At 58.4% G+C, this 26,292-nt stretch carries 20 protein-coding genes and 1 riboswitch; of the genes, 14 read left to right on the plus strand and 6 right to left on the minus strand.

Features of this window, described 5'->3' with window-relative positions:
* Positions 1-151: 151 nt before the first annotated feature.
* Positions 152-2,350: a primosomal protein N' gene (priA, locus tag OXR61_RS19140; protein WP_021506838.1), complete on the minus strand. Its 2,199-nt coding sequence runs from the start codon at positions 2,348-2,350 to the stop codon at positions 152-154.
* A 276-nt stretch (positions 2,351-2,626) separates the two neighbouring features.
* Here priA and rpmE point away from each other — a divergent pair, with 276 nt between their 5' ends.
* Positions 2,627-2,842 (plus strand): 50S ribosomal protein L31, encoded by a 216-nt coding sequence (gene rpmE / locus OXR61_RS19145; RefSeq protein WP_021506837.1) that lies wholly within the window; start codon positions 2,627-2,629, stop codon positions 2,840-2,842.
* 77 nt (positions 2,843-2,919) lie between these two features.
* On the opposite strand, the gene metJ is transcribed toward rpmE, so the two are convergent.
* On the minus strand, positions 2,920-3,237 hold the full coding sequence (gene metJ / locus OXR61_RS19150) for a met regulon transcriptional regulator MetJ (protein ID WP_007885403.1): 318 nt from the start codon (positions 3,235-3,237) through the stop codon (positions 2,920-2,922).
* Positions 3,238-3,516: 279 nt separating this feature from the next.
* On the opposite strand from metJ, the gene metB reads away from it, so the two are divergent.
* The 3 genes from metB (at position 3,517) to metF (ending at position 8,223) form a co-directional block, all read left to right on the plus strand.
* Positions 3,517-4,677 (plus strand): cystathionine gamma-synthase, encoded by a 1,161-nt coding sequence (gene metB, locus OXR61_RS19155; RefSeq protein ID WP_021506836.1) that lies wholly within the window; start codon positions 3,517-3,519, stop codon positions 4,675-4,677.
* 2 nt (positions 4,678-4,679) lie between these two features.
* Positions 4,680-7,112, plus strand: coding sequence for a bifunctional aspartate kinase/homoserine dehydrogenase II (locus OXR61_RS19160; protein WP_021506835.1), 2,433 nt, complete (start codon positions 4,680-4,682; stop codon positions 7,110-7,112).
* Positions 7,113-7,326: 214 nt separating this feature from the next.
* On the plus strand, positions 7,327-8,223 hold the full coding sequence (gene metF / locus OXR61_RS19165) for a methylenetetrahydrofolate reductase (protein WP_021506834.1): 897 nt from the start codon (positions 7,327-7,329) through the stop codon (positions 8,221-8,223).
* A 67-nt stretch (positions 8,224-8,290) separates the two neighbouring features.
* Here metF and ppc read toward each other — a convergent pair whose 3' ends face one another.
* Entirely contained in the window at positions 8,291-10,942 is a 2,652-nt protein-coding gene (ppc, locus tag OXR61_RS19170) for a phosphoenolpyruvate carboxylase (protein WP_031279588.1), read from the minus strand.
* A gap of 249 nt (positions 10,943-11,191) precedes the next feature.
* Positions 11,192-12,340, minus strand: coding sequence for an acetylornithine deacetylase (gene argE, locus OXR61_RS19175; RefSeq protein ID WP_021506832.1), 1,149 nt, complete (start codon positions 12,338-12,340; stop codon positions 11,192-11,194).
* 167 nt (positions 12,341-12,507) lie between these two features.
* Between argE and argC the strand changes: the two genes are divergently transcribed.
* From argC to oxyR, 6 genes are all read left to right on the plus strand, one after another.
* Positions 12,508-13,512: an N-acetyl-gamma-glutamyl-phosphate reductase gene (argC, locus tag OXR61_RS19180; RefSeq protein ID WP_021506831.1), complete on the plus strand. Its 1,005-nt coding sequence runs from the start codon at positions 12,508-12,510 to the stop codon at positions 13,510-13,512.
* 18 nt (positions 13,513-13,530) lie between these two features.
* Positions 13,531-14,307, plus strand: coding sequence for an acetylglutamate kinase (gene argB, locus OXR61_RS19185; RefSeq protein WP_021506830.1), 777 nt, complete (start codon positions 13,531-13,533; stop codon positions 14,305-14,307).
* A 14-nt stretch (positions 14,308-14,321) separates the two neighbouring features.
* The gene (locus OXR61_RS19190; RefSeq protein ID WP_021506829.1) at positions 14,322-15,539 is read left to right on the plus strand and encodes an argininosuccinate synthase; all 1,218 of its coding nucleotides are present in this window, start codon (positions 14,322-14,324) and stop codon (positions 15,537-15,539) included.
* Between the two features lie 75 nt (positions 15,540-15,614).
* Positions 15,615-16,994: an argininosuccinate lyase gene (gene argH / locus OXR61_RS19195; protein WP_021506828.1), complete on the plus strand. Its 1,380-nt coding sequence runs from the start codon at positions 15,615-15,617 to the stop codon at positions 16,992-16,994.
* A 100-nt stretch (positions 16,995-17,094) separates the two neighbouring features.
* Complete coding sequence (locus OXR61_RS19200; protein WP_021506827.1) at positions 17,095-17,970, plus strand: Ig-like domain-containing protein; 876 nt, start codon at positions 17,095-17,097, stop codon at positions 17,968-17,970.
* Between the two features lie 294 nt (positions 17,971-18,264).
* Complete coding sequence (gene oxyR, locus OXR61_RS19205; RefSeq protein ID WP_021506826.1) at positions 18,265-19,182, plus strand: DNA-binding transcriptional regulator OxyR; 918 nt, start codon at positions 18,265-18,267, stop codon at positions 19,180-19,182.
* Here the strand turns inward: oxyR and sthA are convergent.
* On the minus strand, positions 19,165-20,565 hold the full coding sequence (sthA, locus tag OXR61_RS19210) for a Si-specific NAD(P)(+) transhydrogenase (protein WP_021506825.1): 1,401 nt from the start codon (positions 20,563-20,565) through the stop codon (positions 19,165-19,167). The two genes, oxyR and sthA, sit on opposite strands and share 18 nt — an antisense overlap.
* Before the next feature lie 193 nt (positions 20,566-20,758).
* Here sthA and fabR point away from each other — a divergent pair, with 193 nt between their 5' ends.
* Positions 20,759-21,403 (plus strand): HTH-type transcriptional repressor FabR, encoded by a 645-nt coding sequence (gene fabR, locus OXR61_RS19215; RefSeq protein ID WP_031279587.1) that lies wholly within the window; start codon positions 20,759-20,761, stop codon positions 21,401-21,403.
* Positions 21,404-21,421: 18 nt separating this feature from the next.
* On the plus strand, positions 21,422-21,778 hold the full coding sequence (locus tag OXR61_RS19220; protein ID WP_021506823.1) for a YijD family membrane protein: 357 nt from the start codon (positions 21,422-21,424) through the stop codon (positions 21,776-21,778).
* Positions 21,779-21,813: 35 nt separating this feature from the next.
* Here OXR61_RS19220 and trmA read toward each other — a convergent pair whose 3' ends face one another.
* Positions 21,814-22,917, minus strand: coding sequence for a tRNA (uridine(54)-C5)-methyltransferase TrmA (gene trmA / locus OXR61_RS19225; protein WP_021506822.1), 1,104 nt, complete (start codon positions 22,915-22,917; stop codon positions 21,814-21,816).
* A gap of 112 nt (positions 22,918-23,029) precedes the next feature.
* A riboswitch (cobalamin riboswitch) is annotated at positions 23,030-23,211 on the plus strand.
* Positions 23,212-23,279: 68 nt separating this feature from the next.
* Here trmA and btuB point away from each other — a divergent pair.
* Both btuB and murI read left to right on the plus strand, forming a co-directional pair.
* The gene (gene btuB, locus OXR61_RS19230; RefSeq protein WP_021506821.1) at positions 23,280-25,160 is read left to right on the plus strand and encodes a TonB-dependent vitamin B12 receptor BtuB; all 1,881 of its coding nucleotides are present in this window, start codon (positions 23,280-23,282) and stop codon (positions 25,158-25,160) included.
* Entirely contained in the window at positions 25,105-25,956 is an 852-nt protein-coding gene (gene murI, locus OXR61_RS19235) for a glutamate racemase (RefSeq protein ID WP_040679621.1), read from the plus strand. Before btuB ends, murI begins: the two co-directional genes overlap by 56 nt.
* Positions 25,957-26,292: the final 336 nt, after the last annotated feature.

The following is a 26,292-nucleotide window of genomic DNA, read 5'->3' on the forward strand; positions in this document are numbered from 1 at the left end:
CGGTACAGCGCATAGATATTCACACATAGCCGGCCCAGTGCCGGTACGGGCACTATTGTTAACCCAACGCCGTGTGAGGTTGTTACTTAATTTGCATAAAAATTGTGACTTGTGCGACTTTTTTCGATCTGGCTCGCAGATGTGGCGCGGCTTAACTCTCGGTGGGGTCGATATCCAGCGTCCATTTGACTTTGCGCGCGGCGGGCAGGGTGGTAACCAGCGGCAGTGAACTGCTCAGCAACTGCTGCAGCCGCTTGCGCGATGGATGCTGTAGCAGCAGTTGCCAGCGCCAGCGTCCGCTGCGCTTCGGTGCCAGCGCCGGCACCGGCCCCATCAGCCACATCGCCTCATCTTTGAGCGGGCTGGCTTCCAGCAGGTTACGCAACTGCGTAAGGAACTCCGCCGCCTGCGCATTATCCAGATCTTCCGCGCGAAACAGTGCGTGGCTGGTCCACGGCGGCAGCTGCACTGACTGGCGCTCCAGCAGCGTCTGATCGGCAAACGCAAAATAGCCGCGATGCAGCAGCGTTTGCAGCAGTGGATGCTCCGGATGGTGCGTCTGCAGTAACACTTCGCCCTGCTTACCGGCGCGGCCGGCGCGGCCGGCGACCTGTGTGTAGAGCTGGGCAAAGCGCTCGGCGGCACGGAAATCGGCGGAAAACAGCGCGCCATCAACATCCAGCAGCGATACCAGCGTCACGTCCGGGAAGTGATGGCCTTTGGCCAGCATCTGCGTGCCGACCAGAATGCGTGCCCCGCCGCGATGCACATCGGCCAGATGCTGTTCCAGCGCGCCTTTGCGGCTGGTGGTATCGCGATCGATGCGCGACACCGGCACGCCAGGAAACAGCGTGCTGAGCTGCTGCTCCAGCTGTTCCGTGCCCACGCCGACCGGCAGCAGATGGGTGGAACCGCAGCCCGGACACTGATGCGGCAGCGGACGCTGGCTGTCGCAGTGGTGGCAGCGCAGCTGACGATGCTGCTGATGCAGCGTGTAATAACTGTCGCAGCGCTGGCACTCCGCCAGCCAGCCGCAGTCGTGGCACATCAGCGCCGGCGAAAAGCCGCGGCGATTGAGAAACAGCAGAACCTGATTATCCGCCTGCAGGTGCTGGCGCATCTTGCCCAGCAGCGCTGGCGCGAGACCGCCTTTCAGCTGCTGCCCCTTGAGATCGATTAGCTGCTGCAGCGCCGGTTTGGCGTTACCGGCGCGTTTGGTCAGGTTGAGCTGGCGATATTTACCGACACGCACGTTGTGCAGCGTCTCCAGCGCCGGCGTCGCCGAGCCCATCACAATCGGCACATCTTCTTCGTGAGCGCGGAATACCGCCAGATCGCGCGCCTGGTAGCGCCAGCCCTCCTGCTGTTTGTAGGAGCTGTCGTGTTCTTCATCGATGATGATCACGCCCGGCCGCGCCAGCGGTGTGAACAGCGCGGATCGTGTGCCGATGACAATGGCGGTCTCGCCGCTGCGCGCGCGCAGCCAGACCGCCAGACGCTCGCTGTCATTGAGCGCCGAGTGCAGCACATCAATCGGCGCATCGAAGCGTTCACGAAAGCGGGCGATGGTTTGCGGCGTCAGGCCAATTTCCGGCACCAGCACCAGCGCCTGTTTGCCGCGTGCCAGCACATTCTCCAGCACGCTGAGATAGACCTCGGTTTTACCCGATCCGGTAATGCCTGCCAGCAGCCACGCGGCGTAATGCTCGTCCTCGCTGCGAATGGCGCCAACCGCCATCGCCTGATCGGTATTCAGCCGCAGCCGTTCACCTTTCACCGCGAAACTGGCGCGCCAGTCGTGCTGCTGTGGCGCATGTTCGCGCAGGTCGCACAGCCCTTTGGCACGCAGTGCCTGGAGCGCGGCATCGGTAAAATCCTGCTCGCCGATCTGATGCCGATACAGCGGCCGCTGACGCAACGCAGCCAGCGCCTGCTGCTGTTTCGGCGCGCGCTTCAGGCTTTCCAGCGCCACTTCGCGCCCGGCTTCGTTCACCACCCACTGCCACAGCGGCGCTTCCTGGGCCTGTTTGCCCTGACGCAGCAGTACCGGCAGCGCATGGCTGAGCACTTCGCCGAGCGGAGAGTGATAGTAGCCGGCGGCCCAGTTGAGGATGCGCCACAGCGCCGGCGAAAACAGCGAGCGGTCGTCGAGCAACGCATCAATCTGTTTCAGCTGGGCAAGGGGGAGATCGCTGGTGGCGCGCGTGCTAACCACGATGCCCGTCATTTTCCGGTTGCCGAACGGCACGCTCACGCGCGCGCCGGCCACCGGCTGCGGCGCATCGGCGGGCAGCAGGTAGTCAAACAGGCGAGGCAGCGGAACGGGCAGGGCAACCTGAACAACGGGCATGTCGATCTCTATCCGGTTCTGTAAAAAGGAGAAGTAGTGTACACGCTGGCGTCACCCCCGTCATACTTCAGCGCGCGGCGGCGCTGGCTGCAGGCGTTTACCCGGCATGGCAGAGCACGGCGCATTGCGCGGATTTGATCAATGCGCTCATTTTCTGTATACTATGCCGCCTTTGATGAGATGACTCGTCAAAGATACACCATTTATTAACCGCGTGTGGTGCTGTGCAGGTTCGCCTGGCACGGAGAGCGACACGGCCTTTTATGAGGTTCTCCCATGAAACAAGGTATTCACCCGAAATACGAAGCTGTGACCATCACCTGCTCTTGCGGCAACGTGATCAACACCCGTTCAACCATGACTGGTACCCTGAACCTGGACGTGTGCGGCAAATGCCACCCGTTCTACACCGGTAAGCAGCGTGTTGTTGACTCTGGTGGTCGTGTTGATCGCTTCAACAAGCGTTTCAGCATCCCAGGCAGCAAGAAATAAGATTATTTGCCGGCGAATCTTCACGATTCGGTTGCAAGAAAAAACCCAGCCTCGGCTGGGTTTTTTTATTTCTGGCCTCAGTATTCCCAGCTGTCGGGATCGATGCCCATCTCTCGCATAATCTGTTTTGCTTCTTCCGGAATCTCGTCGCTGCGCTCTTTACGCAGATCAACATCATTCGGCAGCGGTTGCCCGGTGAAGGCATGCAAAAAGGCTTCGCACAGCAGTTCGCTGTTGGTGGCGTGACGCAGATTGTTCACCTGACGGCGGGTACGCTCATCCGTTAAAATCTTCAGCACTTTCAGCGGGATAGAAACTGTAATCTTCTTAACCTGCTCGCTCTTCTTACCGTGTTCAGCGTAAGGGCTGATATATTCGCCGTTCCATTCAGCCATGGGTTACCTTAATCAATAAAAAGTTGAATATGGGGAAATCCGTTGATTATGCCCGATTTTTCGATGCCTGACCGCTTAAACTGCCGGTTTTATGCTTACACATCGCGTTTCACAGGAAAGCGCGCTGAACACCAGGCGATGACGCGTAATTTTAGCGGGTATTGCGGCTTTGCTCAATCTATACGCAAAGACATTTAGATGTCCAGATGTATTGACGTCCAGTTGCGGAATGTTATTCTGTTGCCACTTTTTTATTACACTTCAGGAACAGTAAGCACCATGACGCGTAAACAGGCAACCATCGCAGTACGCAGCGGTTTGAATGATGACGAGCAATATGGCTGCGTTGTCCCACCGATTCACCTCTCCAGCACCTATAACTTCCTCGATTTCAACGAGCCGCGCGCGCATGACTATTCACGCCGCGGTAACCCGACGCGCGATGTGGTCCAGCGCGCGCTGGCTGAGCTGGAAGGGGGTGCGGGCGCGGTGCTGACCAACACCGGGATGTCGGCGATTCATCTGGTGACGACGGTGTTCCTGAAGCCAGGCGATCTGCTGGTGGCGCCGCACGACTGCTACGGCGGCAGCTATCGTCTGTTTGACAGCCTGAGCAAGCGCGGCGCTTACCGCGTGAAGTTTGTCGATCAGGGCGATGAAGCGGCGCTGGCGGCGGCGCTGGCGGAAAAGCCAAAGCTGGTGCTGGTCGAAAGCCCGAGCAATCCGCTGCTGCGCGTGGTGGACATTGCGGCCATCTGCGCCGCCGCGCGTGCTGCCGGTGCGGTGAGCGTCGTGGACAACACCTTCCTCAGCCCGGCGCTGCAGAACCCGCTGGCGCTGGGTGCCGATCTGGTGATCCACTCCTGCACCAAATATCTCAATGGTCACTCGGACGTGGTGGCCGGTGCGGTCATCGCTAAAGATCCGGCGCTGGTCACGGAACTCGCCTGGTGGGCGAATAACATTGGCGTCACCGGCGCGGCGTTTGACAGCTATCTGCTGCTGCGCGGCCTGCGCACGCTGGCACCGCGCATGGCGGCGGCGCAGCGTAACGCCCTGGCGATTGTTGATTACCTGAAGCAACAACCGCTGGTGAAAAAGCTGTATCATCCGTCTCTGCCAGAGAACGCCGGACACCAGTTTGCCGCGCGTCAGCAGCGCGGTTTTGGCGCCATGCTCAGTTTTGAACTCGACGCCGATGAGGCGCGGCTGCGCCGCTTCCTGAAGGCGCTGCAGCTGTTTACGCTGGCGGAGTCGCTGGGCGGCGTGGAAAGTCTGATTTCGCACACCGCCACCATGACGCACGCCGGCATGTCGGCGGACGCGCGTGCCGCAGCGGGCATTTCCGACTCGCTGCTGCGTATTTCTGTCGGAATTGAAGATCACGAAGATTTAATCGCCGACCTGGATAATGCATTCAGGATCGCAGCCGAGGGGTAACCATGACGATTTCAGCAGGCGCGGGAACGCCGATCAAGCAGTTGCATAAATTTGGTGGCAGTAGCCTGGCCGACGCGCGCTGTTATCAGCGCGTCGCCGGTATCATGGCCGATTACAGCCAGCCGGGCGACTTAATGGTGGTCTCTGCCGCAGGCAGCACCACTAACCAGCTGATCAGCTGGCTCAAGCTGAGCCAGAGCGATCGCTTATCGGCCCATCAGGTGCAACAGGCGTTACGCCGTTTTCACAGCGAGCTGATCGCTGCGCTGCTGCCTGCTGAATATGCAGAAACCCTGACCGCAGCCTTCATCCGCGATCTTGAACGCCTGGCGGCGCTGCTCGACGGCGCCATCACCGATGCGGTGTACGCCGAAGTGGTTGGCCACGGCGAAATCTGGTCGGCGCGCCTGATGGCGGCGGTACTCAGCCAGCGCGATATCGAAGCGGCGTGGCTGGACGCACGCGACTTCCTGCGTGCCGAACGTGCGGCACAGCCGCAGGTAGATGAAGGCAAATCCTGGCCGCTGCTGCAGGCGCTGCTGGCGCAGCATCCGCATAAGCGTCTGGTAGTCACTGGCTTTATCAGCCGCAGCGAAGCGGGCGAAACCGTACTGCTCGGCCGTAACGGCTCTGACTACTCGGCAACACAGATTGGCGCGCTGGCGGGCGTGAACCGCGTCACCATCTGGAGCGACGTGGCGGGCGTTTACAGTGCGGACCCGCGCAAGGTTTCCGATGCCTGCCTGCTGCCGCTACTGCGGCTGGATGAGGCCAGCGAGCTGGCCCGACTGGCGGCGCCGGTGCTGCACACGCGTACGCTGCAGCCGGTCTCCAACAGCGACATCGATTTACAGCTGCGCTGTAGCTATCAGCCGGAGCAGGGCTCAACGCGCATTGAGCGCGTGCTGGCGTCCGGCACCGGCGCGCGCATTGTCACCAGCCACGACGATGTCTGCCTGGTTGAGATTCAGATTCCCGATAGCCACGATTTTGCCACCCAGCAGAAAGAGATTGATCTGCTGCTGAAGCGCGCGCAGCTGCGTCCGCTGGCGATGGGTATCCATCCGGATCGTCGCCTGCTGCAGCTGTGTTACACCTCGGAAGTGGTCAACAGCGCCTTTAACCTGCTGCAGGACGCGGCGCTGCCCGGTCATCTGCAGCTGCGCGACGGTCTGGCGCTGGTGGCGCTGGTCGGTGCTGGCGTGACGCGTAATCCGCTGCACAGCCATCGCTTCTGGCAGCAGATCAAAGACCAGCCGGTCGAATTCGTCTGGCAGTCAGAAGATCACATCAGCCTGGTGGCGGTGCTGCGCGTCGGACCGACCCAGCATCTGATTCAGGGACTGCACCAGTCGCTGTTCCGCGCCGAGAAGCGCATCGGCCTGATCCTGTTTGGCAAAGGCAATATCGGTTCACGCTGGCTGGAGCTGTTCGCGCGCGAGCAGGAGACGCTGTCGGCGCGTACCGGGTTTGAATTTGTGCTGGCGGGCGTGGCGGACAGTAGCCGCAGCCTGCTGAGCTATGACGGTCTCGACGCCAGCCGGGCGCTGGCCTTCTTTGATGATGAAGCGGAAGCGCGCGACGAAGAGTCGCTGTTCCTGTGGATGCGCGCGCACCCGTTTGACGATCTGGTGGTGCTCGACGTCACCGCCAGTGATTCGCTGGCGCAGCAGTATCACGATTTTGCCAGCCACGGCTTCCACGTCATCAGCGCCAACAAAGTGGCCGGCGCTGCCAGCGGCCAGAGCTGGCGTCAGGTACGCGATGCCTTCGCCAAAACCGGTCGCCACTGGCTGTATAACGCGACCGTGGGTGCCGGATTGCCGGTCAATCATACGGTGCGCGACCTGCGTGAAAGCGGCGACAGCATTCTGGCGATCAGCGGTATCTTCTCCGGCACGCTGTCGTGGCTGTTCCTGCAGTTTGACGGCACGGTGCCGTTCAGCGAGCTGGTCGATCAGGCGTGGCAGCAGGGCTTAACCGAGCCCGATCCGCGCGTTGATCTCTCCGGTCAGGACGTGATGCGCAAACTGGTGATTCTGGCGCGCGAAGCCGGTTACGACATCGAACCGGATCAGGTGCGGGTTGAATCGCTGGTGCCGTCACAGTGCGAAGGCGAATCCATCGACCACTTCTTCGAAAACGCCGACGAGCTGAACGAGCAGATGCTGCAGCGCTTCGAAGCCGCACAGGAGATGGGGCTGGTGCTGCGCTACGTGGCGCGTTTCGATGCCAACGGTAAAGCGCGTGTCGGCGTGGAGGCGGTGCGTCCGGAGCATCCGCTGGCGGCGCTGCTGCCGTGCGATAACGTGTTTGCCATCGAAAGCCGCTGGTATCGCGATAATCCGCTGGTGATCCGTGGGCCGGGTGCCGGCCGGGATGTCACCGCCGGTGCGCTACAGTCTGATATCAATCGTCTCGCCCAACTGCTGTAAACCTGCTGCGCAGACGGCGTCCGCTGTCTGCGTTTTTCCCTCTGCTTCCCCGTCAGGTGAATCCCTTTCACTTTGGTTGAATATTTGTCACGCCCGGCAAACAATTTTATGTTGACGCTAAGCTGAAGATCGTTCATTTTGTGCATCTGGACGTCTAAACGTATGGATGTTCGCGGTTCGCAAATTAATCGATATGTGATGATGAGGTAACAGGATGAGTTTCTTTCATGCCAATCAGCGCGAAGCGCTGAACCAGAGCCTGGCTGAGCTGAACGGGCAAATTAATGTCTCTTTTGAGTTTTTCCCGCCCCGCACCAGCGAAATGGAAGCAACTCTGTGGAACTCCATCGACCGCCTGAGCAGCCTGAAACCCAAATTCGTCTCGGTCACTTACGGAGCCAACTCCGGCGAGCGCGACCGCACTCACAGCATCATCAAAGGCATTAAAGAGCGCACCGGACTGGAAGCGGCACCGCATCTCACCTGTATCGATGCGACGCGCGATGAACTGCGCGCCATTGCGCGTGACTACTGGAACAACGGCATTCGCCATATCGTGGCGTTGCGCGGCGATTTACCACCGGGTGGCGGCAAACCAGACATGTACGGCAGCGATCTGGTGTCGCTGCTGAAAGAAGTCGGTGATTTCGACATCTCGGTAGCGGCCTATCCCGAAGTGCATCCGGAAGCGAAGAGTGCGCAGGCGGATCTGATCAACCTGAAGCGAAAAATTGATGCCGGCGCCAGTCGCGCGATTACACAGTTTTTCTTCGACGTGGAGAGCTATCTGCGCTTTCGCGATCGCTGCGTGGCTACCGGTATCGACGTGGAGATCGTGCCGGGCATTCTGCCGGTCTCCAACTTTAAACAGCTGCAGCGTTTCGCCACCATGACCAACGTGCGCGTACCGGGCTGGATGAACGCCATGTTTGACGGGCTGGATGATGATGCGGAGACGCGCAAAATGGTCGGTGCCAACATCGCCATGGACATGGTGAAAATCCTGTCGCGCGAAGGGGTGAAGGACTTTCACTTCTACACGCTGAACCGCGCCGAGATGAGCTACGCCATCTGCCACACGCTGGGTGTTCGCCCGACGCTGGCGGCATAAGCGTGAAAGGATAAAAAAGAGAAGGGGGCCTCAGGGCCCCCTTCTTGCTGTGATGCGCCGCCAGGCGTTAGCCGGTGTTACGCATGCCGGCCGCGACGCCAGCGATAGTGACCATCAGCGCCTGTTCTACGCGCGCATCAGGTTCATCGCCGCGCTCTTCCTGCGCACGCGCACGCTGCAGCAGTTCCGCCTGCAGCACGTTGAGCGGATCGGTATAGACGTTACGCAGCGCGATGGATTCGGCGATCCACGGCTGGTCCGCCATCAGATGCGCATCGTTCGCGATGGTCAGCACCGCTTTGATGTCAGCATCGAGCTGATCGCGCAGCTGTTTGCCGAGCGGCCACAGCGATTTATCTACCAGACGTTGATCGTAATACTCCGCCAGCCACAGGTCAGCCTTCGAGAACACCATCTCCAGCATGCCGAGGCGCGTGGCGAAGAAGGGCCATTCGCTGCACATGGTTTCCAGCTGATCCTGATGGCCTTCGTCCATCGCTTTCTGCAGCGCCGCGCCGGCACCCAGCCACGCGGGCAGCATCAGGCGGTTCTGCGTCCAGGCGAAGATCCACGGAATGGCGCGCAGCGACTCTACGCCGCCGGTCGGACGCCGTTTCGCCGGGCGCGAGCCGAGCGGCAGTTTACCCAGCTCCTGCTCTGGCGTCGCCGAGCGGAAGTAGGGAACGAAATCCGGATTTTCACGCACATAGCCGCGGTACATGGCGCATGAATAGGCTGACAGGCCGTTCATGATCTCCTGCCATTCGCGTTTTGGTTCTGGCGGTGGCAGCAGGTTGGCTTCCAGAATCGCCCCGGTGTAAAGCGACAGGCTGGCGATGGTGACTTCCGGCAGGCCATATTTGAAGCGAATCATTTCGCCCTGTTCGGTCACGCGCAGGCCGCCTTTCAGGCTGCCCGGCGGCTGTGACAGTAGTGCTGCATGCGCCGGTGCGCCACCGCGGCCAATCGAACCGCCGCGTCCGTGGAACAGCGTCAGGGTAATGCCGGCTTTGTCGCAGGTTTTAATCAGCGCATCCTGGGCCTGATACTGCGCCCAGCTGGCTGCCATCACGCCGGCATCTTTTGCCGAGTCGGAGTAGCCAATCATCACCATCTGCTTGCCGTTGATGAAGCCGCGATACCAGTCGATATTCAGCAGCTGGCTCATCACGTCATTGGCGTTGTTGAGGTCGTCGAGGGTTTCAAACAGCGGCGCCACCGGCATTGCGTAAGGGATGCCGGCCTCTTTCAGCAGCAGGTGCACCGCCAGCACGTCAGACGGCGTTTTGGCCATCGAAATCACATAGGCGGCAATCGAGCCCTGCGGCGCTTCTGCCGCCACTTTGCAGGTATCCAGCACTTCACGCGTGTTGTCGCTGGGCTCCCACTGCCGCGGCAGCAGCGGCCGCTTGGAATTCAGTTCACGGATCAGGAACGCCTGCTTGTCGGCTTCTGACCAGCTTTCGTAGTCGCCCAGTCCGAGATAGCGCGTCACTTCGGCAATCGCTTCGGTGTGGCGGGTGCTCTCCTGACGGATATCGATACGCACCAGCGGCACGCCGAAGCACTTCACGCGGCGCAGCGTATCAAGCAGCTGGCCGTTGGCGATGATGCCCATGCCGCACTGCTGCAGCGACTGGTAAATAGCAAACAGTGGCTGCCACAGCTGATCGTTAGAAACCAGCAGATCGGCCGGACGCGGCAGGCGCTCACCCTTCAGACGGCGCTCCAGATAGCTCTGGGTGCTCATCAGCTGGCTGCGGATACGTTTCAGAATTACACGATAGGGCTCCAGCGCCTCCGCATCGCCACACAGTTCGCGCACTTCGTCGCTGCACTCGGACATCGACAGCTCGGACACGAGCACGCCGATGTCGCGCAGGAACAGGTCGGCGGCTTTCCAGCGGCTTAGCTGCATCACGTGGCGGGTAATCGGTGCGGTGACGTTCGGGTTACCGTCACGGTCGCCGCCCATCCACGAGGTAAATTTGATTGGCACAAAATCCACCGGCAGCTGGATGCCGAAGCTCTCTTCCACCTGCTGGTTCAGCTCGCGCAGAAACGCTGGCACGCCTTCCCACAGGCTGTTCTCCACCACCGCGAAGCCCCATTTGGCTTCATCTACCGGCGTCGGGCGATATTTACGGATCTCATCGGTGTGCCATGCCTGCGCTACCAGCTGACGCAGACGGCGCATAACCTGGTTGCGTTCGTAGTCGGTGATGTCACTGTGGTCGAGCTGCTGCAGACAGCTGTTCACTTCGCCCAGCTTGTGGATCAGCGTGCGGCGGGTAATTTCGGTCGGGTGGGCGGTGAGCACCAGCTCCAGCGACAGCTCCTCAATCGCCTGGCGGATGGCCGGCTCGCTGAGATCGCTCTGCTGCTTCAGGCGCTCGAAGGTCTTTTTCAGCAGCTCCGGATGGTTAGCACCGTCGCCGCTGCGCGAAATGGTTTGATACTGTTCTGCCACGTTGGTGAGGTTAAGGAACTGGCTGAACGCGCGTGCCACCGGCAGCAGCTCGTCGTTAGACAGGTTTTGCAGCGTGGAGAGCAGTTCCTTACGATGAGTGTCATTTCCTGCACGGGATGACTTAGAGAGCTTGCGGATGGTCTCCACCCGATCGAGGATGTTCTCTCCCAGTGCATCCTTTATCGTATCCCCGAGCAGTTTGCCGAGCATACTGACATTACTTCGCATTGCGGAATATTGTTCGTTCATGTGACCCTGACACCCTTATCGTCTTAAATATAAAACCTCTATACCCAACGGGCATAACATCGTCTTTTATCTAGCCACGGTTCTTCCTGTTCGTCAATTGACTTAAATTGCCGGTATCGTGCTGCTAACTATCGGAAATTCATCGAATTTAATTGACAGGAGGTGGGATAAGTTATTCTTATTATCAAATCCCGGATAATGACGGGGCAATTTGCTGATTTCGCAGTGAAATGCCCCATCTTTTAATCATCAATGGCAAAAATGCTGCACAACCTGAGTGATAAGCGCATGAGTCGGCTTAATAAATGCGGTATCAATAAACTCGTCTGGCTGATGCGCCTGATTGATGGATCCAGGCCCTAACACCAGCGTCGGGCACAACTGCTGGATAAATGGCGCTTCGGTGCAGTAATTCACCACTTCTGTCGGCACGCCCAGCAGCTTCTCCACCACTTTGACCAGTTCATGATCGGCCGGGCATTCGTAGCCGGGAATCGGCGGATGCAGCTCACCGACAGTCAGACGGCCCGGCCAGCGCGCGCTCACCGGTGCCAGCGCTTCATTGAGTAAACCGTCGAGATCGCTCAGCGTCAGTCCCGGCAGCGGACGAATATCCATATGCAGCTCACAGCAGGCGCAGATGCGGTTCGCCGCGTCGCCGCCGTGGATATGGCCAAAGTTCATGGTCGGATACGGAATGGCGAAGCCGTCATGGTGATAGCGCTCTTTCAGCGTATTACGCAGCTGCATCAGCTGAGTAATGGATTCATGCATCAGCTCGATAGCGTTCACGCCGCGCGCCGGATCGCTGGAATGACCGGACTGACCCTGAATGCGGATGGCGTGCGACAAATGGCCTTTGTGGGCGCGCACCGGTTTCAGCGACGTCGGTTCGCCGATGATGGCGCAGTCCGGCCGCAGCTGGGTCGATTCAGAGAAGTATTTCGCGCCGGCCATCGTGGTCTCTTCATCGGCGGTGGCGAGGATGTACAGCGGTTTGCTGAGCTTCGTCACGTCAACGTCACGCAGCGCATCAAGAATAAAGGCAAAGAAGCCTTTCATGTCGGCGGTGCCTAAGCCGTACAGCTTGTTGTCGTGTTCGGTCAGGGTGAAGGGATCGCGCGTCCAGCGGCCATCGTCGTACGGCACGGTGTCGGTATGGCCCGCCAGCAGCAGGCCACCTGCGCCGCTGCCGCTGCGCGCCAGCAGGTTGAATTTATGGCGCGTACCCGGCACCGGCTGGACTTCCACGCTGAAGCCGAGATCGCGGAACCAGCCCGCCAGCAAATTGATTAAAGTTTCATTGCTCTGATCCAGCGCGCTGTCGGTGGCGCTGATCGACGGTGTTGCAATCAGCTGGCGGTAGAGTTCGATAAAAGGTGGAATTTTTGTCTTCACTGTTGACGGTCCCTGGGTTAGGATGTATCAATATTAATGCATTAATAGTGAATAAAAATACATTAACGTCGTCTGCATGTGAACTGAAAAAAGCTGCAAACGGCATCGTGGGCAACGGGGCAATGCCGCGACCCGATACGTGTGACTGTAATAAGGTATACAGCCTGATGTTGAATACGCTGATCGTTGGTGCCAGTGGTTATGCTGGCGTAGAGCTTGCCACCTACCTGAATCGCCACCCGCATATGAACATAACCGCTTTGGCGGTTTCAGCGCAAAGCCCGGATGCCGGAAAGTTACTCTCCGATCTCCATCCGCAGCTGAAAGGCAGGGTCGATTTGCCATTGCAGCCGCTGGGTGATGCCGCAGAGTGGGCCGGCAAGGTCGATGTGGTGTTCCTCGCCACCGCGCACGAAGTCAGCCACGATCTGGCCCCGGAATTCCTGAAAGCCGGCTGCGTGGTGTTCGACCTCTCAGGTGCGTTCCGCGTTAACGACGACGGCTTTTATCAACAGTATTACGGTTTCAGCCATCAGCACCAGGCGTGGCTCGACAAAGCCGTTTACGGCCTGGCCGAATGGAACCACGAGCAGATTAAAGACGCGCAGCTGGTGGCAGTGCCGGGTTGCTATCCGACCGCCGCGCAGCTGGCGCTTAAACCGCTGATTAAGGCTGGCCTGCTTAATCCGGCTCAGTGGCCGGTCATCAATGCCACCAGCGGCGTCAGCGGTGCCGGACGTAAAGCCAGCGTCACCACCAGCTTCTGTGAAGTCAGCCTGCAGCCGTACGGCCTTTTCAATCACCGTCACCATCCGGAGATTGTGGCCCATCTCGGCACGCCGGTGATCTTCACGCCGCATCTCGGTAATTTCCCGCGCGGCATTCTGGAAACCATCACCTGCCGTCTGAACGCCGGTGTGAGCCAGCAGGATGTGGCGGCGGCGTTCCACAGCGCTTACCACGATAAACCACTGGTGCGGCTGTACGACAAAGGCGTACCGGCGCTGAAAGCGGTGGTTGGCCTGCCGTTCTGCGATATCGGCTTTGCCGTGCAGGGCGAGCACCTGATTGTTGTCGCAGCGGAAGACAACCTGCTGAAAGGCGCCTCCTCACAGGCGGTGCAGTGTCTCAATATTCGTTTCGGCTTCCCCGAAACGCTGTCTCTGATTTAACGGACGGATAACCTGACCATGAGCAATCCTCTGATCATTAAGCTGGGCGGCGTACTGCTGGATAGCGAAGAAGCGCTGGCGCGTCTGTTTGATGCCCTGCTGGCGTACCGCACGCAGTATCAGCGTCCGCTGATCATCGTCCACGGCGGTGGCTGCCTGGTGGACGAGCTGATGAAGAAACTGGCGCTGCCGGTGAAAAAGAAGAACGGTTTGCGCGTGACGCCAGCCGATCAGATCGACATTATTACCGGTGCGCTGGCCGGCACCGCCAACAAAACGCTGCTGGCATGGGCGAAGAAGTACGGCATTGGCGCAGTGGGTTTATGCCTCGGCGATGCCGGGCTGGTGAACGTGGCACAGTTCGATGAGGAGCTGGGGCATGTCGGCAACGCCACGCCGGGCAATCCGCAGCTGCTCAATACGCTGCTGGATGCAGGCTATATGCCGGTGATCAGCTCGATTGGCATCACCGACGGCGGCGAACTGATGAACGTCAACGCCGACCAGGCCGCGACCGCGCTGGCGGCGACGATCGGTGCCGATCTGGTGCTGCTGTCGGACGTCAGCGGTATTCTCGACGGCAAAGGTCAGCGCATCGCCGAGATGACCGCAGCCAAAGCCGAGCAGCTGATTGCCCAGGGCATTATTACCGATGGCATGATTGTGAAAGTGCATGCGGCGCTCGACGCGGCGCGTACGCTGGGCCGCCCGGTGGATATCGCCAGCTGGCGTCATGCTGAACAGCTGCCAACCCTTTTCAACGGCGTGTCGATTGGCACCCGGATTCTCGCATAATCAAGGATTACGACATGAGCACGCAAAACATCAAAAAAATCGTTCTGGCTTACTCGGGCGGTCTGGATACCTCGGCCATCATTCCCTGGCTGAAAGAGAACTACGGTGGTTGTGAAGTGGTGGCGTTCGTGGCCAACATTGGTCAGGATCCGGCCGATCTGGAAGGCGTAGAGAAGAAAGCGCTGCAGTCGGGCGCGTCTGAGTGCCACGTGGTCGATCTGCGTGAAGAGTTTATCAGCGAATACGTTTACCCGGTGCTGCAGACCGGTGCGCTGTACGAAGGCACCTATCTGCTGGGCACCTCAATGGCGCGTCCTATCATCGCCAAAGCGCAGGTTGAGCTGGCGCTGAAAGTGGGCGCAGATGCGCTGTGCCACGGCGCAACCGGTAAAGGCAACGATCAGGTGCGTTTCGAAACCACCTATACCGCGCTGGCACCGCAGCTTAAAGTGGTGGCGCCATGGCGTGAGTGGAACCTGCGTTCGCGTGAAGCGCTGCTGGATTACCTGAAAGAGCGCAATATCCCGACCACCGCGTCGCTGGAGAAAATCTACAGCCGTGATGAGAACGCCTGGCACATCTCGACCGAAGGTGGCGTGCTGGAGAGTCCGTGGAACGCGCCAAACAAAGATTGCTGGGTGTGGACCGTCGATCCGCTGGAAGCGCCGGATCAGCCCGAAAACGTCACCGTCAGCGTGGAGAAAGGCCAGGTTGTGGCGGTGAACGGTGAGAAACTGAGCCCGTTCCAGTGTCTGGAAAAACTCAATGCGCTGGGAGCGAAACACGGTGTGGGCCGGATTGATATCGTGGAAAACCGTCTGGTGGGCATCAAATCACGCGGCTGCTACGAAACCCCTGGCGGCACCATCATGGTCAACGCGCTGCGTGCGGTTGAGCAGCTGGTACTGGATCGCGACAGCTTTAAATGGCGTGAACAGCTGGGTCAGGAGATGTCTTACGTGGTGTATGACGGCCGCTGGTTCGCACCGCTGCGTCAGTCAATCCAGGCCGCTGCCGCATCGCTGGCAGAGCTGGTGAACGGTGAAGTGGTACTGCAGCTGTATAAAGGCCAGGCCACGGCGATCCAGAAAAAATCGGCGAACAGCCTGTACTCAGAAGAGTTTGCCACCTTCGGCGAAGACGAAGTGTACGATCACCGTCACGCGGGCGGCTTTATCCGTCTGTTCTCGCTCTCTTCACGCATTCGCGCGCTGAACGAGCAGAAGAAGTAATACCGGCGGCAGGCGACATATTTTGCAGGGGCGGCTTCGGGCCGCCCTTTGTTTAACAGATTCAGGAGCAAGCAGATGGCACTTTGGGGCGGACGTTTTTCACAGGCGGCAGATCAACGGTTTAAACAGTTCAACGACTCACTGCGGTTTGACTACCGCCTGGCGGAGCAGGACATCACCGGTTCGGTAGCCTGGTCAAAAGCGCTGGTAACGGTAAACGTGCTGAGCAGTGAAGAGCAGCAGCAGCTGGAAGCCGCGCTGAATGTGCTGCTGGAAGAGGTTCGCGCCAACCCGCAGCAGATTCTGCAGAGCGATGCCGAGGATATTCACAGCTGGGTGGAAGGCAAGCTGATCGACAAAGTCGGCGCGCTGGGCAAAAAGCTGCACACCGGGCGCAGCCGTAACGACCAGGTGGCGACCGATCTCAAACTGTGGTGTAAAACGCAGGTGGCACTGCTGCTGGAAGCCACGCGCGAGCTGCAGTCAGCGCTGGTAGCCACGGCTGAAGCCAATCAGGATGCCGTGATGCCGGGCTACACCCACCTGCAGCGGGCGCAGCCGGTGACGTTTGCCCACTGGTGTCTGGCCTACGTTGAGATGCTGGCGCGCGACGAGAGCCGTCTGCAGGATACGCTGAAGCGGCTGGACGTCAGCCCGCTGGGCTGCGGCGCGCTGGCCGGTACTGCTTATGAGATCGACCGTGAGCAGCTGGCCGGCTGGCTCGGCTTCGCCTCTGCCACGCGTAACAGCCTGGATACCGTGTCCGACCGCGATCACGTGCTGGAGCTGCTGTCTGATGCCTCGATTGGCATGGTGCACCTGTCGCGCTTCGCTGAAGACATGATCTTCTTCAACACCGGTGAAGCCGGCTTTATTGAGCTGTCCGATAAAGTGACGTCGGGCTCATCGCTGATGCCGCAGAAGAAAAATCCGGACGCGCTGGAGCTGATCCGCGGCAAGTGCGGTCGCGTGCAGGGCGCACTGACCGGCATGATGATGACGCTGAAAGGGCTGCCGCTGGCGTATAACAAAGATATGCAGGAAGACAAAGAAGGGCTGTTCGATGCGCTCGATACCTGGCTTGACTGCCTGCATATGTCAGCGCTGGTGCTGGACGGCATTCAGGTGAAGCGTCCGCGCTGTCAGGAAGCCGCCGAGCAGGGTTACGCCAACTCGACCGAACTGGCCGATTATCTGGTAGCCAAAGGCGTGCCGTTCCGCGAAGCGCACCATATCGTCGGCGAAACCGTGGTGGAAGCGATCAAACAAGGCGTCGCGCTGGAGGCATTAAGTCTGGCGCAGTTTAAGCAGTTTAGCGCGGCGATCGGGGAAGATGTTTATCCGGTGCTGTCGCTGCAGTCTTGTCTCGATAAGCGTAACGCGCGCGGCGGCGTGGCACCACAGCAGGTGGCGCTGGCGATCGGCGAAGCGAAGCAGCGCTTAAACCTGGCGTAATGCGCGCCAGGAAATTTCTTTCGTAAAAAAGAGACAATTCTTGATCGGCCTGGCGTGAAGAGTTCTTAAAGTGTGCTCGCAGTTAATTTGGAGAACATAAATGAGCACTTCACGCTTTGGCTACCCTTTCTTTCCTCTGGAGCCGGCCGTTGAAAACCAGGTTCCTGTCACCTTCGATTCCGCCTCGGTGAATGACGGCGGTTTTATTGTCGATGGCGAAATCACCCGCGATACGCGCCCTGCGCTGAACGGCTATGCCGGCCGGGGCGTCACGCTTGAGTGTTACCATCACGGCGAGTTAGTAGGCAGCACGCTCAGCGATGCTCAAACCGGCTTCTTCAGTTTTACGTTGCCTGACGCGCTGGCGGGCGGGAGTCATCAGTTCGTGGCACAGGTGGCGGCAATGCCGCAGAGCGCAAGCGCACCCTTCACGCTGATCGTGGAGGATGCCGGTTTTGTACCGGTCACGCTAACCGCCATGCACAGCGGCACGCAGTTTATCTGGCCGGAAGAGAGCACTACGCAAACCCAGCCGACCTTTTCCGGTAAAGGCCAGCCCGGCAGCCGGGTTGAGCTGTTTGATAACGATGAGCCGCTCGGCAGTGCGCTGGTCGATAGCGATCACAAATGGACCTTTACGCCGTCTCATGCGCTGGCCGCTGGCGAGCATCAGATCGTGGTGACATGCGGCGCAGGGAATGTCAGTGCGCCGGTCAGCCTGATCGTCGCGGATGATGTTACGGAAGACGTGGCCCGGCCGGAGGCGCTCAGCGGCCTGCATCTGCACGACCTGCTGGCCAGCGTGCCGGTTAACCTGTTCCAGGACGCGGAGCTTAACCCGGACACGCAGCAGTATGAGCTGGTGCTGAATAATGACGATCTGCAGCAGGAGCTGACGCAGTCCGGTATCGTCGGCCACTCCCTGGTGCTGACGGAGCAGGATTTGCAGCAGTTGCTGGGTGATGTGCCACTGTGATGCAGAAGCAAAAAAAAGCGGGCTTTAAGTAGCCCGCCAACCTCTAGCTTCGGAATTACATATAGTTATAGGCACATCATCAAAGGGCTGGCACTCCCGGCCAACTCAGTGATTTCGTGAGCAGGTTGCAGGTGCTGCTCCAGATTGTTGTTGTTGCGTGTGTGCGTTAGCCGCTTTAACAATCTGTGGTCTTAATCAGATGGCCGGTATTATTCCTGTTCACCGCTTGATAGGGCTAATCGTTCATTGCTATTCTATCTATCGCCACGGGCTATCGTGGTTTGGAGGCTATCAATGAACATTCGTGATCTGGAATATCTGGTTTCGCTGGCGGAACATCGCCACTTTCGTCGTGCCGCTGATGCCTGTCATGTCAGCCAGCCGACCCTGAGCGGGCAGATTCGCAAGCTGGAAGATGAACTGGGTGTGATGCTGCTGGAACGGACCAGCCGTAAGGTGCTGTTTACTCAGGCTGGACTGCTGCTGGTGGATCAGGCGCGAACCGTGCTGCGTGAAGTGAAGGTACTGAAGGAGATGGCTAGCCAGCAGGGCGAAACCATGTCCGGGCCGCTGCACATTGGTCTGATTCCGACCACCGGTCCCTATCTGCTGCCGCATATTATTCCGATGCTGCATCAGACCTTCCCGAAACTCGAGATGTATCTGCACGAGGCGCAAACGCAGCAGCTGCTGGCGCAGCTCGACAGCGGTAAGCTCGACTGCGCGATTCTGGCGCTGGTAAAAGAGAGCGAAGCTTTTATTGAAGTGCCGCTGTTTGATGAGCCGATGAAGCTGGCGATCTACCAGGATCACCCGTGGCACGATCGCGATCGCGTGCCGATGTCGGATTTGGCCGGTGAGAAACTGCTGATGCTGGAAGATGGTCACTGTCTGCGCGATCAGGCGATGGGCTTCTGCTTCGAAGCCGGCGCTGATGAAGATACCCATTTCCGCGCGACCAGTCTGGAAACGCTGCGCAACATGGTAGCAGCCGGCAGCGGTATTACTTTGCTGCCGTCGCTAGCGGTGCCGAATGAGCGCGTACGTGATGGCGTGTGCTATCTGCCGTGTTACAAACCGGTGCCGCAGCGCACCATCGCGCTGGTGTATCGTCCGGGATCGCCTCTGCGCAGCCGCTATGAGCAGCTGGCAGAAGCAATTAAAACCCACATGCAGGGTTACCTGGACCGTTCGTTAAAACAGGCGGTTTAAGCCGTTTAACGCCGCCACGCGGTAGGCTTCGGCCATGGTGGGGTAGTTGAAGGTGGTGTTCACGAAATACTCAATCGTGTTACCGCCGTTCTTCTGCTCCATGATGGCCTGGCCGATGTGAATGATCTCCGCCGCACGCTCGCCAAAGCAGTGAATACCCAGAATCTCTTTGGTTTCGCGGTGGAACAGGATCTTCAGGCTGCCGACGTGCATGCCGACAATCTGCGCGCGCGCCAGATGCTTAAACTGTGCACGGCCCACTTCATACGGCACTTTCATCGCCGTCAGCTGCTGTTCGGTTTTGCCGACGGAGCTGATTTCCGGAATGGTGTAAATCCCGGTCGGGATATCTTCAATCAGGTGTGCGGTGGCTTCCCCTTTGATGATCGCCTGCGCGGCAATGCGGCCCTGATCGTAAGCGGCAGAGGCCAGGCTCGGGTAGCCAATCACGTCGCCCACCGCATAGATATGCGGCTGTGCGGTCTGATACATGCTGTTCACTTTCAGCAGTCCACGGCCATCGGCTTCCAGCCCGACGTTTTCCAGCGCCAGTGAATCGGTATTACCGGTACGGCCGTTAGCGTACAGCAGGCAATCGGCTTTGACCTTTTTGCCGGACTTGAGGTGCATGATGACGCCATCGCTGACACCTTCAATCTTCTCAAACTCTTCGTTGTGACGAATCACCACGCCGCTGTTCCAGAAGTGATAAGAGAGCGAATCAGACATCTCCTGATCGAGGAACGCCAGCAGGCGATCGCGGGTGTTGATCAGGTCAACCTTGACGTTAAGACCGCGGAAAATCGACGCATATTCACAGCCAATCACGCCCGCACCATAAATGATGACGTGGCCGGGTTCATGATGCAGGTTGAGGATGGAGTCGGAGTCGTAAATGCGCGGATGGGTAAAATCGACGTCCGCCGGATGATACGGGCGGGAACCACAGGCGATGACAAACTTCTCTGCGGTTAAGCGCTCGCGCGTGCCGTCTGGCTGTTCCACTTCGATGGTGTTGGCATCAACAAAATGGGCGTCGCCCTGATAAAGCTCACAGCGGTTACGCTCGTAAAAGCCCTGACGCATGGCAGTCTGCTGGCTGATGACGTTCTCAGTATGATTCAGAATGTCGGCGAACGAGGAGCGCAGGAGTCGGGTGTGATCGCTATAAAGAGGGTTTTGATTGAACTCGATGATACGGCTGACAGCGTGACGCAGAGCTTTGGAAGGGATGGTTCCCCAGTGAGTACAACCGCCGCCGATGTTGTGGTAGCGTTCGATCACTGCAATGCGCGCTCCCTGCTTCACCAGCCCCATCGCCGCACCTTCGCCGCCCGGACCGGAGCCAATCACAATGGCATCGTAATCGTAAGACTTTTGCATACCAGTACGTCCTATGTTTCTATACATTTTTACAACGAGATTCTAACATCTCGCCGCGCACATCTGAATTCTAACAGCGTAAATTGGCAAAGTTTGACAATCAGTGAGGTTAACAGGCGGTCACAAACTTTGCGCCGCTGTACGCTGAAAAGTTTGTTATAGTGCCTGCCTGATTACTCACAAGGCCGGGAAAATGGGCGTTCGAGCGCAACAAAAAGAACGTACACGACGTTCACTGATTGAAGCGGCATTCAGTCAGTTAAGTGCAGAAAGGAGTTTTGCCAGCCTGAGTTTACGCGAAGTGGCACGCGAAGCCGGCATTGCACCGACCTCGTTTTACCGTCACTTTCGCGATGTGGATGAGCTCGGCCTGACGATGGTCGATGAAAGTGGCCTGATGCTGCGCCAGCTGATGCGCCAGGCGCGCCAGCGCATTGCCAAAGGCGGCAGCATTATTAAAACCTCGGTCGCCACGTTTATGGAGTTCATCGGGAACAATCCCAACGCTTTTCGTCTCTTACTACGCGAGCGCTCCGGCACGTCAGCGGCCTTCCGTGCGGCGGTGGCGCGGGAGATTCAGCACTTTATTGCTGAACTGGCCGACTACCTTGAGCTGGAAAACCGCATGCCGCGCAGCTTTACCGAAGCGCAGGCGGAAGCGATGGTGACGATTGTGTTCAGTGCCGGCGCGGAAGCGCTGGATGTGGATATCGAACAGCGGCGCAAACTGGAAGAGCGTCTGGTGCTGCAGCTGCGAATGATCGCCAAAGGCGCGTATTACTGGTATCGCCGGGAGCAAGAGCGCCTGGCGGTTACCCTGGAAACCCCCGAAGAGTAATGTGATAAGGATAATGAAATGATTGAGCAAAACCCTCGCGATAAAGGAACGCTGTTACTGGCTTTTATCACCGGTTTAGCTATCAACGGCTCCTTTTCGGTGCTGTTCAGCACCTTTGTTCCCTTTTCGATTTTCCCGCTGATCGCCCTTGGCCTTGCCGCGTGGTGTCTGCATCAGCGCTATCTCAACCGCAATATGCCGGACGGCATGCCTTCGCTGGCGGCGGCATTTTTTCTGCTGGGGATCCTGGTGTACAGCGCGCTGGTGCGTGCCGAATATCCGGATATCGGGTCTAACTTCATCCCGACCATTCTGATGGTGGCGCTGGTGTTCTGGATCGCCATGCGCTTCCGCCGCAGCAAGAACAAGCACTGAAAACAATCACGGGAACCGCAGGGTTCCCGTTTTTTTTAGGCTTTTTGCGTCAGTAACACACCGCATTCCATATGGTGGGTGTAAGGGAACTGGTCAAACAGCGCCAGCCGCGTGATGTTATGCGTGGCACTCAGTACGCTGAGGTTGTCGCACAGCGTCTGCGGATTACAGGAAATATAGAGAATACGCGGATAGGCCTGCACCATCTTCACCGTCTCGTCATCCAGCCCGCTGCGCGGCGGATCGACAAAGATGGTCTCGCACTGATAGCTATTGAGATCGATACCTTCCAGACGGTTAAAGCTGCGCACGCCGTTCATCGCCTGGGTAAACTCTTCGGCTGCCATACGAATAATTTGCACGTTGTCGATGTGGTTGGCCGCGATGTTGTACTGCGCCGAAGCCACCGACGGTTTGGCGATTTCCGTCGCCAGTACGCGACGGAAGTTACGCGCCAGCGCCAGCGAAAAGTTGCCATTACCACAGTACAGCTCCAGCAGATCGCCGCGCGAATCTTGCGTCACGTCCAGCGCCCACTCCAGCATCTGAATATTCATCGCCGCATTCGGCTGGGTGAAGCTGTTCTCCACCTGACGATAGATCATCTCCTGGCCGGCCACCGGCAGGCGCTCATCGACGTAATCGCGATCGAGACAGATTTTGGTTTTCGTGGCACGGCCAATCAGCTGCACATCAAACCCTTCTGCACGCAGGCTATCGCGCAGCGCAGTCGCGGCTTCGGTCCAGTCGGCTTCCAGCTTGCGGTGATACAGCAGCGAGATCACGATCTGGTTGCTGAGGGTGGAGAGATAATCGATCTGGAACAGTTTGAAACGCAGCGCGCGATTATCGCGGATCGCGGCGATCAACTTTGGCATCAGCGTGTTGATCAACTGGCTGGCCGCCGGAAACTGATCGACGCGGATACGCTGTTTGGTCTCTTGATCGAAGATGATGTGATAAAGATCGTCACCGTCGTGCCAGATGCGGAATTCGGCGCGCATACGATAGTGGCTGACCGGCGAGCGGAACACCTCCACGCCGGGCGCTGCGTAGGGGGCCATCATCGCCTGTAAGCGGCTGACTTTTTCCGCCAGTTGCGCGTCGTATTGTTCAATCGGGAGTTGTTCGGGTGTCATCTTCAATCCTGGTGTTAAGCCTGCCTGCCGGGCGATTGTAGGCATTCATCTGCTGATGTCCAGCCCCGGACAGTGCAGGAAGGCTGGCAGTCTGGATTTCCGGCCTTCTTAAACGTAGACTGCGGCTGCCGGCCTCCTTGAGTTAAAAGGGAATCCAGTGTGAATCTGGAGCTGACGCGCAGCGGTAAAAGAATGTCGTGGTGATCGCAATTGCAGACACTGTCCTCGCGGATGGGAAGTCTTCACCACTTATGATTCCCAGCCCGAAGACCTGCCGGTGTGACGTCGCAACTCCTGAGATCATCGCGTGCTATCGATCCCGGACCTGCGGCATCCTGCTTCGTCTTTTGGATGCTATAACAATGAAAACAACACACGCTTCGCTGTTTGCCTTTAGTGCAACGGCGTTGTCGCTCTGGGCGCAATCTGGCTACGCGCAGCAGAATGATGATACGCAAATCGTTACCGCCAACCGGTTTTTGCAGCCGGTTTCCTCCGTTCTCGCGCCGACGACAGTCGTGACCCGCGACGATATCGATCGCTGGCAGGCGAAAAGCCTGACGGACGTCATGCGTCGCCTGCCTGGCGTGGACATCGCGCAAAACGGTGGCCTCGGCCAGCTGAGTTCGCTGTTTGTGCGCGGTACTAACTCCAGCCACGTACTTATACTCATTGACGGTATCCGGCTAAACCAGGCGGGTGTGTCCGGATCGTCTGATTTAAGCCAGATTCCGCTTTCTCTGGTCCAGCGCATCGAATATGTGCGCGGTGCGCGCTCGGCGGTGTATGGCTCCGATGCAATTGGCGGCGTGGTGAACATCATCACCGGTCGTGATAAGCCGGGCACGACGCTGAGTGCGGGCGTGGGCTCGAAAGGCTATCAAAACTATGAAGGTTCTACCCAGCAGCAGCTGGGGGCAGCCACGAAGCTGACCATGGCGGGCAACTACACCTACACGCGCGGCTATGATGTGGTGGCAAACCTGCCGGATGTGTATGGCGATCCGGCGCAGAAAGATCGCGATGGCTTCATGAATAAGACGCTGTATGGCGCGCTGGAGCACCAGTTCAGTGACGGGCTGAGCGGCTTTGTCCGTGGCTACGGTTTTGACAACCGCACGGCCTACGACGGCACCTACAGCTACGATAACAGTTTCAACATCAACGGATTAAACGATACCCGTCAGCTCTACAGCCAGACCTGGGACAGCGGCCTGCGTTACAGCAACGACATTTATTCGACGCAGCTGATCGCCAGCTACAGCCGCAGCAAAGACTATAACTATGATCCGCGTACAGGCCGCTACGGCCCGTCGACCACGCTGGATGACAGCAAGCAGTACAATGTGCAGTGGGGCAATACGTTGCAGGTGGCGCAGGGCAGCGTAAGCGCGGGCGTGGACTGGCAGAAACAGACCACGGAACCCGGCACCGCTTACGTGGCTGACAGCACCGAACTGCGTAACACCGGCATTTATGCCACCACCCAGCAGCAACTGGGCAGCGTAACGCTGGAAGGCGCGGTACGCGGTGACGACAACAGCCAGTTTGGCTGGCACGGCACCTGGCAGGGCGGGGCGTCATGGGCGTTTGTTGATGGCTATAGCGTGTTTGCCAATTACGCGACGGCGTATAAAGCGCCTCGTCTCGGCCAGTTGTATGGTTCTTATGGCAACAGCGACCTGAAGCCGGAAGAGAGTAAACAGTGGGAAGCGGGCTTCTCTGGCCTGACCGGGCCGGTAAACTGGCGCGTATCCGGTTATCGTAACGATATCGATAATCTGATTGATAGCGATCCCACCACCTATATCTATTACAACATCGATAAAGCGCGCATTAAGGGCGTAGAAGCCACGGCGTCGTTCGATACCGGTCCGCTTAGCCATCAGATTTCTTACGATTACGTTGATGCGCGCGATGCTGAAACCGATCAACCGCTGGTGCGCCGTGCGAAGCAGCAGGTGAAATACCAGCTCGACTGGACGATTTATGAGTTTGACTGGTCACTGACCTATCATTATCTCGGCGATCGCTATGATACGGATTACAACCACGCCTTTACCCCGCAACGCGTCAAACTGGGCGGTGTAAGTTTATGGGATCTGGCAGTTTCGTATCCGGTCACATCACAGCTCACCGTTCGTGGTAGAATTGCCAACCTGTTCGATAAAGACTACGAGACAGTGTATGGCTATCAAACTCCAGGAACGGAGTACTATCTCAGCGCCAGCTACAGCTTCTGATCTGCGCCCCACCGTGCTGGTGTTTGACTCCGGCGTCGGTGGGCTCTCCGTCTATGATGAGGTCCGGCAACTGCTGCCGGGCCTGCACTATCTCTATGCCTTCGATAATGCCGGTTTCCCTTACGGTGAAAAAAGCGAAGAGTACATTGTTGAGCGGGTCGTGGCGGTGGTGGAGGCTATCGTGCAGCGCGTGCCGCTGGCGTTAGTGGTCATCGCCTGTAACTCCGCCAGTACTGTATCCCTGCCAGCATTGCGTCAGCGCTTTGAATTCCCGGTCGTTGGCGTCGTGCCGGCGATTAAACCGGCGGCCCGTCTGACGCGTAACGGCGTGGTCGGCCTGCTGGCCACGCGCGGCACGGTGAAACGGCCTTACACCCATGAGCTGGTGGCGCAGTTTGCGCGCGAATGTAAAATCGAAATGCTGGGCTCGGCGGAACTGGTTGAACTGGCGGAAGCCAAACTGCACGGAGAAACGGTGTCGCTGGACGATGTACGTCGCGCAGTGCAACCGTGGCTACGCATGAAGGAGCCGCCGGATACCGTGGTGCTGGGTTGTACCCATTTCCCGCTGTTACGTGAAGAGCTGCAGCAGGTGTTGCCGGACGGCACCCGGCTGGTGGATTCGGGCGCAGCCATTGCACGGCGCACCGCCTGGTTGTTAGAGCACGAAGCGCCTCAGGCGCGTTCCAGCGGACAAAATGTGGCATTTTGTACGCGTATGGATGACGAAGTGGTGCAATTATCACCGGTTTTGCAGCGTTATGGCTTCCCGCTGCTGGAAAAACTGGCGATTTGACGGGCTTTCGCCGAAAAAAACAGCATTCGAAAATTAATTTGCATTTAGCCCTTGTCAGCCCGAAAGAACTCCCTATAATGCGCCTCCACTGACACGGCACAACGGCTTACGAAGCGCCCTGTTAGTAAGGTGGCCCTTAACGGCAACCTTCAGAAAAGCAAAAATAAATGCTTGACTGAGAAAGCGGAAAGCGTAATATACGCATCCCGCGCCGCTTGAGAAATAGCGGCACTGCTCTTTAACAATTTATCAGACAATCTGTGTGGGCACTTGCAGGATTGATATCAGCGTCTCCGGACGTAAAAAATATCAAGTCTTTGCTGAGTGAACACGTAA

The organism is Pantoea sp. GM_Pan_4 (assembly GCF_026541005.1).
GTDB lineage: Bacteria > Pseudomonadota > Gammaproteobacteria > Enterobacterales > Enterobacteriaceae > Pantoea > Pantoea dispersa.

Coding starts and splice junctions, on each gene's coding strand:
- argH (WP_021506828.1), top strand. CDS start 15,615: ATGGCACTTTGGGGCGGACGTTTTTCACAGGCGGCAGATCAACGGTTT.
- priA (WP_021506838.1), bottom strand. CDS start 2,350: ATGCCCGTTGTTCAGGTTGCCCTGCCCGTTCCGCTGCCTCGCCTGTTT.
- rpmE (WP_021506837.1), top strand. CDS start 2,627: ATGAAACAAGGTATTCACCCGAAATACGAAGCTGTGACCATCACCTGC.
- ppc (WP_031279588.1), bottom strand. CDS start 10,942: ATGAACGAACAATATTCCGCAATGCGAAGTAATGTCAGTATGCTCGGC.
- btuB (WP_021506821.1), top strand. CDS start 23,280: ATGAAAACAACACACGCTTCGCTGTTTGCCTTTAGTGCAACGGCGTTG.
- metJ (WP_007885403.1), bottom strand. CDS start 3,237: ATGGCTGAATGGAACGGCGAATATATCAGCCCTTACGCTGAACACGGT.
- OXR61_RS19200 (WP_021506827.1), top strand. CDS start 17,095: ATGAGCACTTCACGCTTTGGCTACCCTTTCTTTCCTCTGGAGCCGGCC.
- murI (WP_040679621.1), top strand. CDS start 25,105: ATGGCTATCAAACTCCAGGAACGGAGTACTATCTCAGCGCCAGCTACA.
- argC (WP_021506831.1), top strand. CDS start 12,508: ATGTTGAATACGCTGATCGTTGGTGCCAGTGGTTATGCTGGCGTAGAG.
- metF (WP_021506834.1), top strand. CDS start 7,327: ATGAGTTTCTTTCATGCCAATCAGCGCGAAGCGCTGAACCAGAGCCTG.
- trmA (WP_021506822.1), bottom strand. CDS start 22,917: ATGACACCCGAACAACTCCCGATTGAACAATACGACGCGCAACTGGCG.
- OXR61_RS19190 (WP_021506829.1), top strand. CDS start 14,322: ATGAGCACGCAAAACATCAAAAAAATCGTTCTGGCTTACTCGGGCGGT.
- metB (WP_021506836.1), top strand. CDS start 3,517: ATGACGCGTAAACAGGCAACCATCGCAGTACGCAGCGGTTTGAATGAT.
- oxyR (WP_021506826.1), top strand. CDS start 18,265: ATGAACATTCGTGATCTGGAATATCTGGTTTCGCTGGCGGAACATCGC.
- OXR61_RS19160 (WP_021506835.1), top strand. CDS start 4,680: ATGACGATTTCAGCAGGCGCGGGAACGCCGATCAAGCAGTTGCATAAA.
- argB (WP_021506830.1), top strand. CDS start 13,531: ATGAGCAATCCTCTGATCATTAAGCTGGGCGGCGTACTGCTGGATAGC.
- sthA (WP_021506825.1), bottom strand. CDS start 20,565: ATGCAAAAGTCTTACGATTACGATGCCATTGTGATTGGCTCCGGTCCG.
- OXR61_RS19220 (WP_021506823.1), top strand. CDS start 21,422: ATGATTGAGCAAAACCCTCGCGATAAAGGAACGCTGTTACTGGCTTTT.
- fabR (WP_031279587.1), top strand. CDS start 20,759: ATGGGCGTTCGAGCGCAACAAAAAGAACGTACACGACGTTCACTGATT.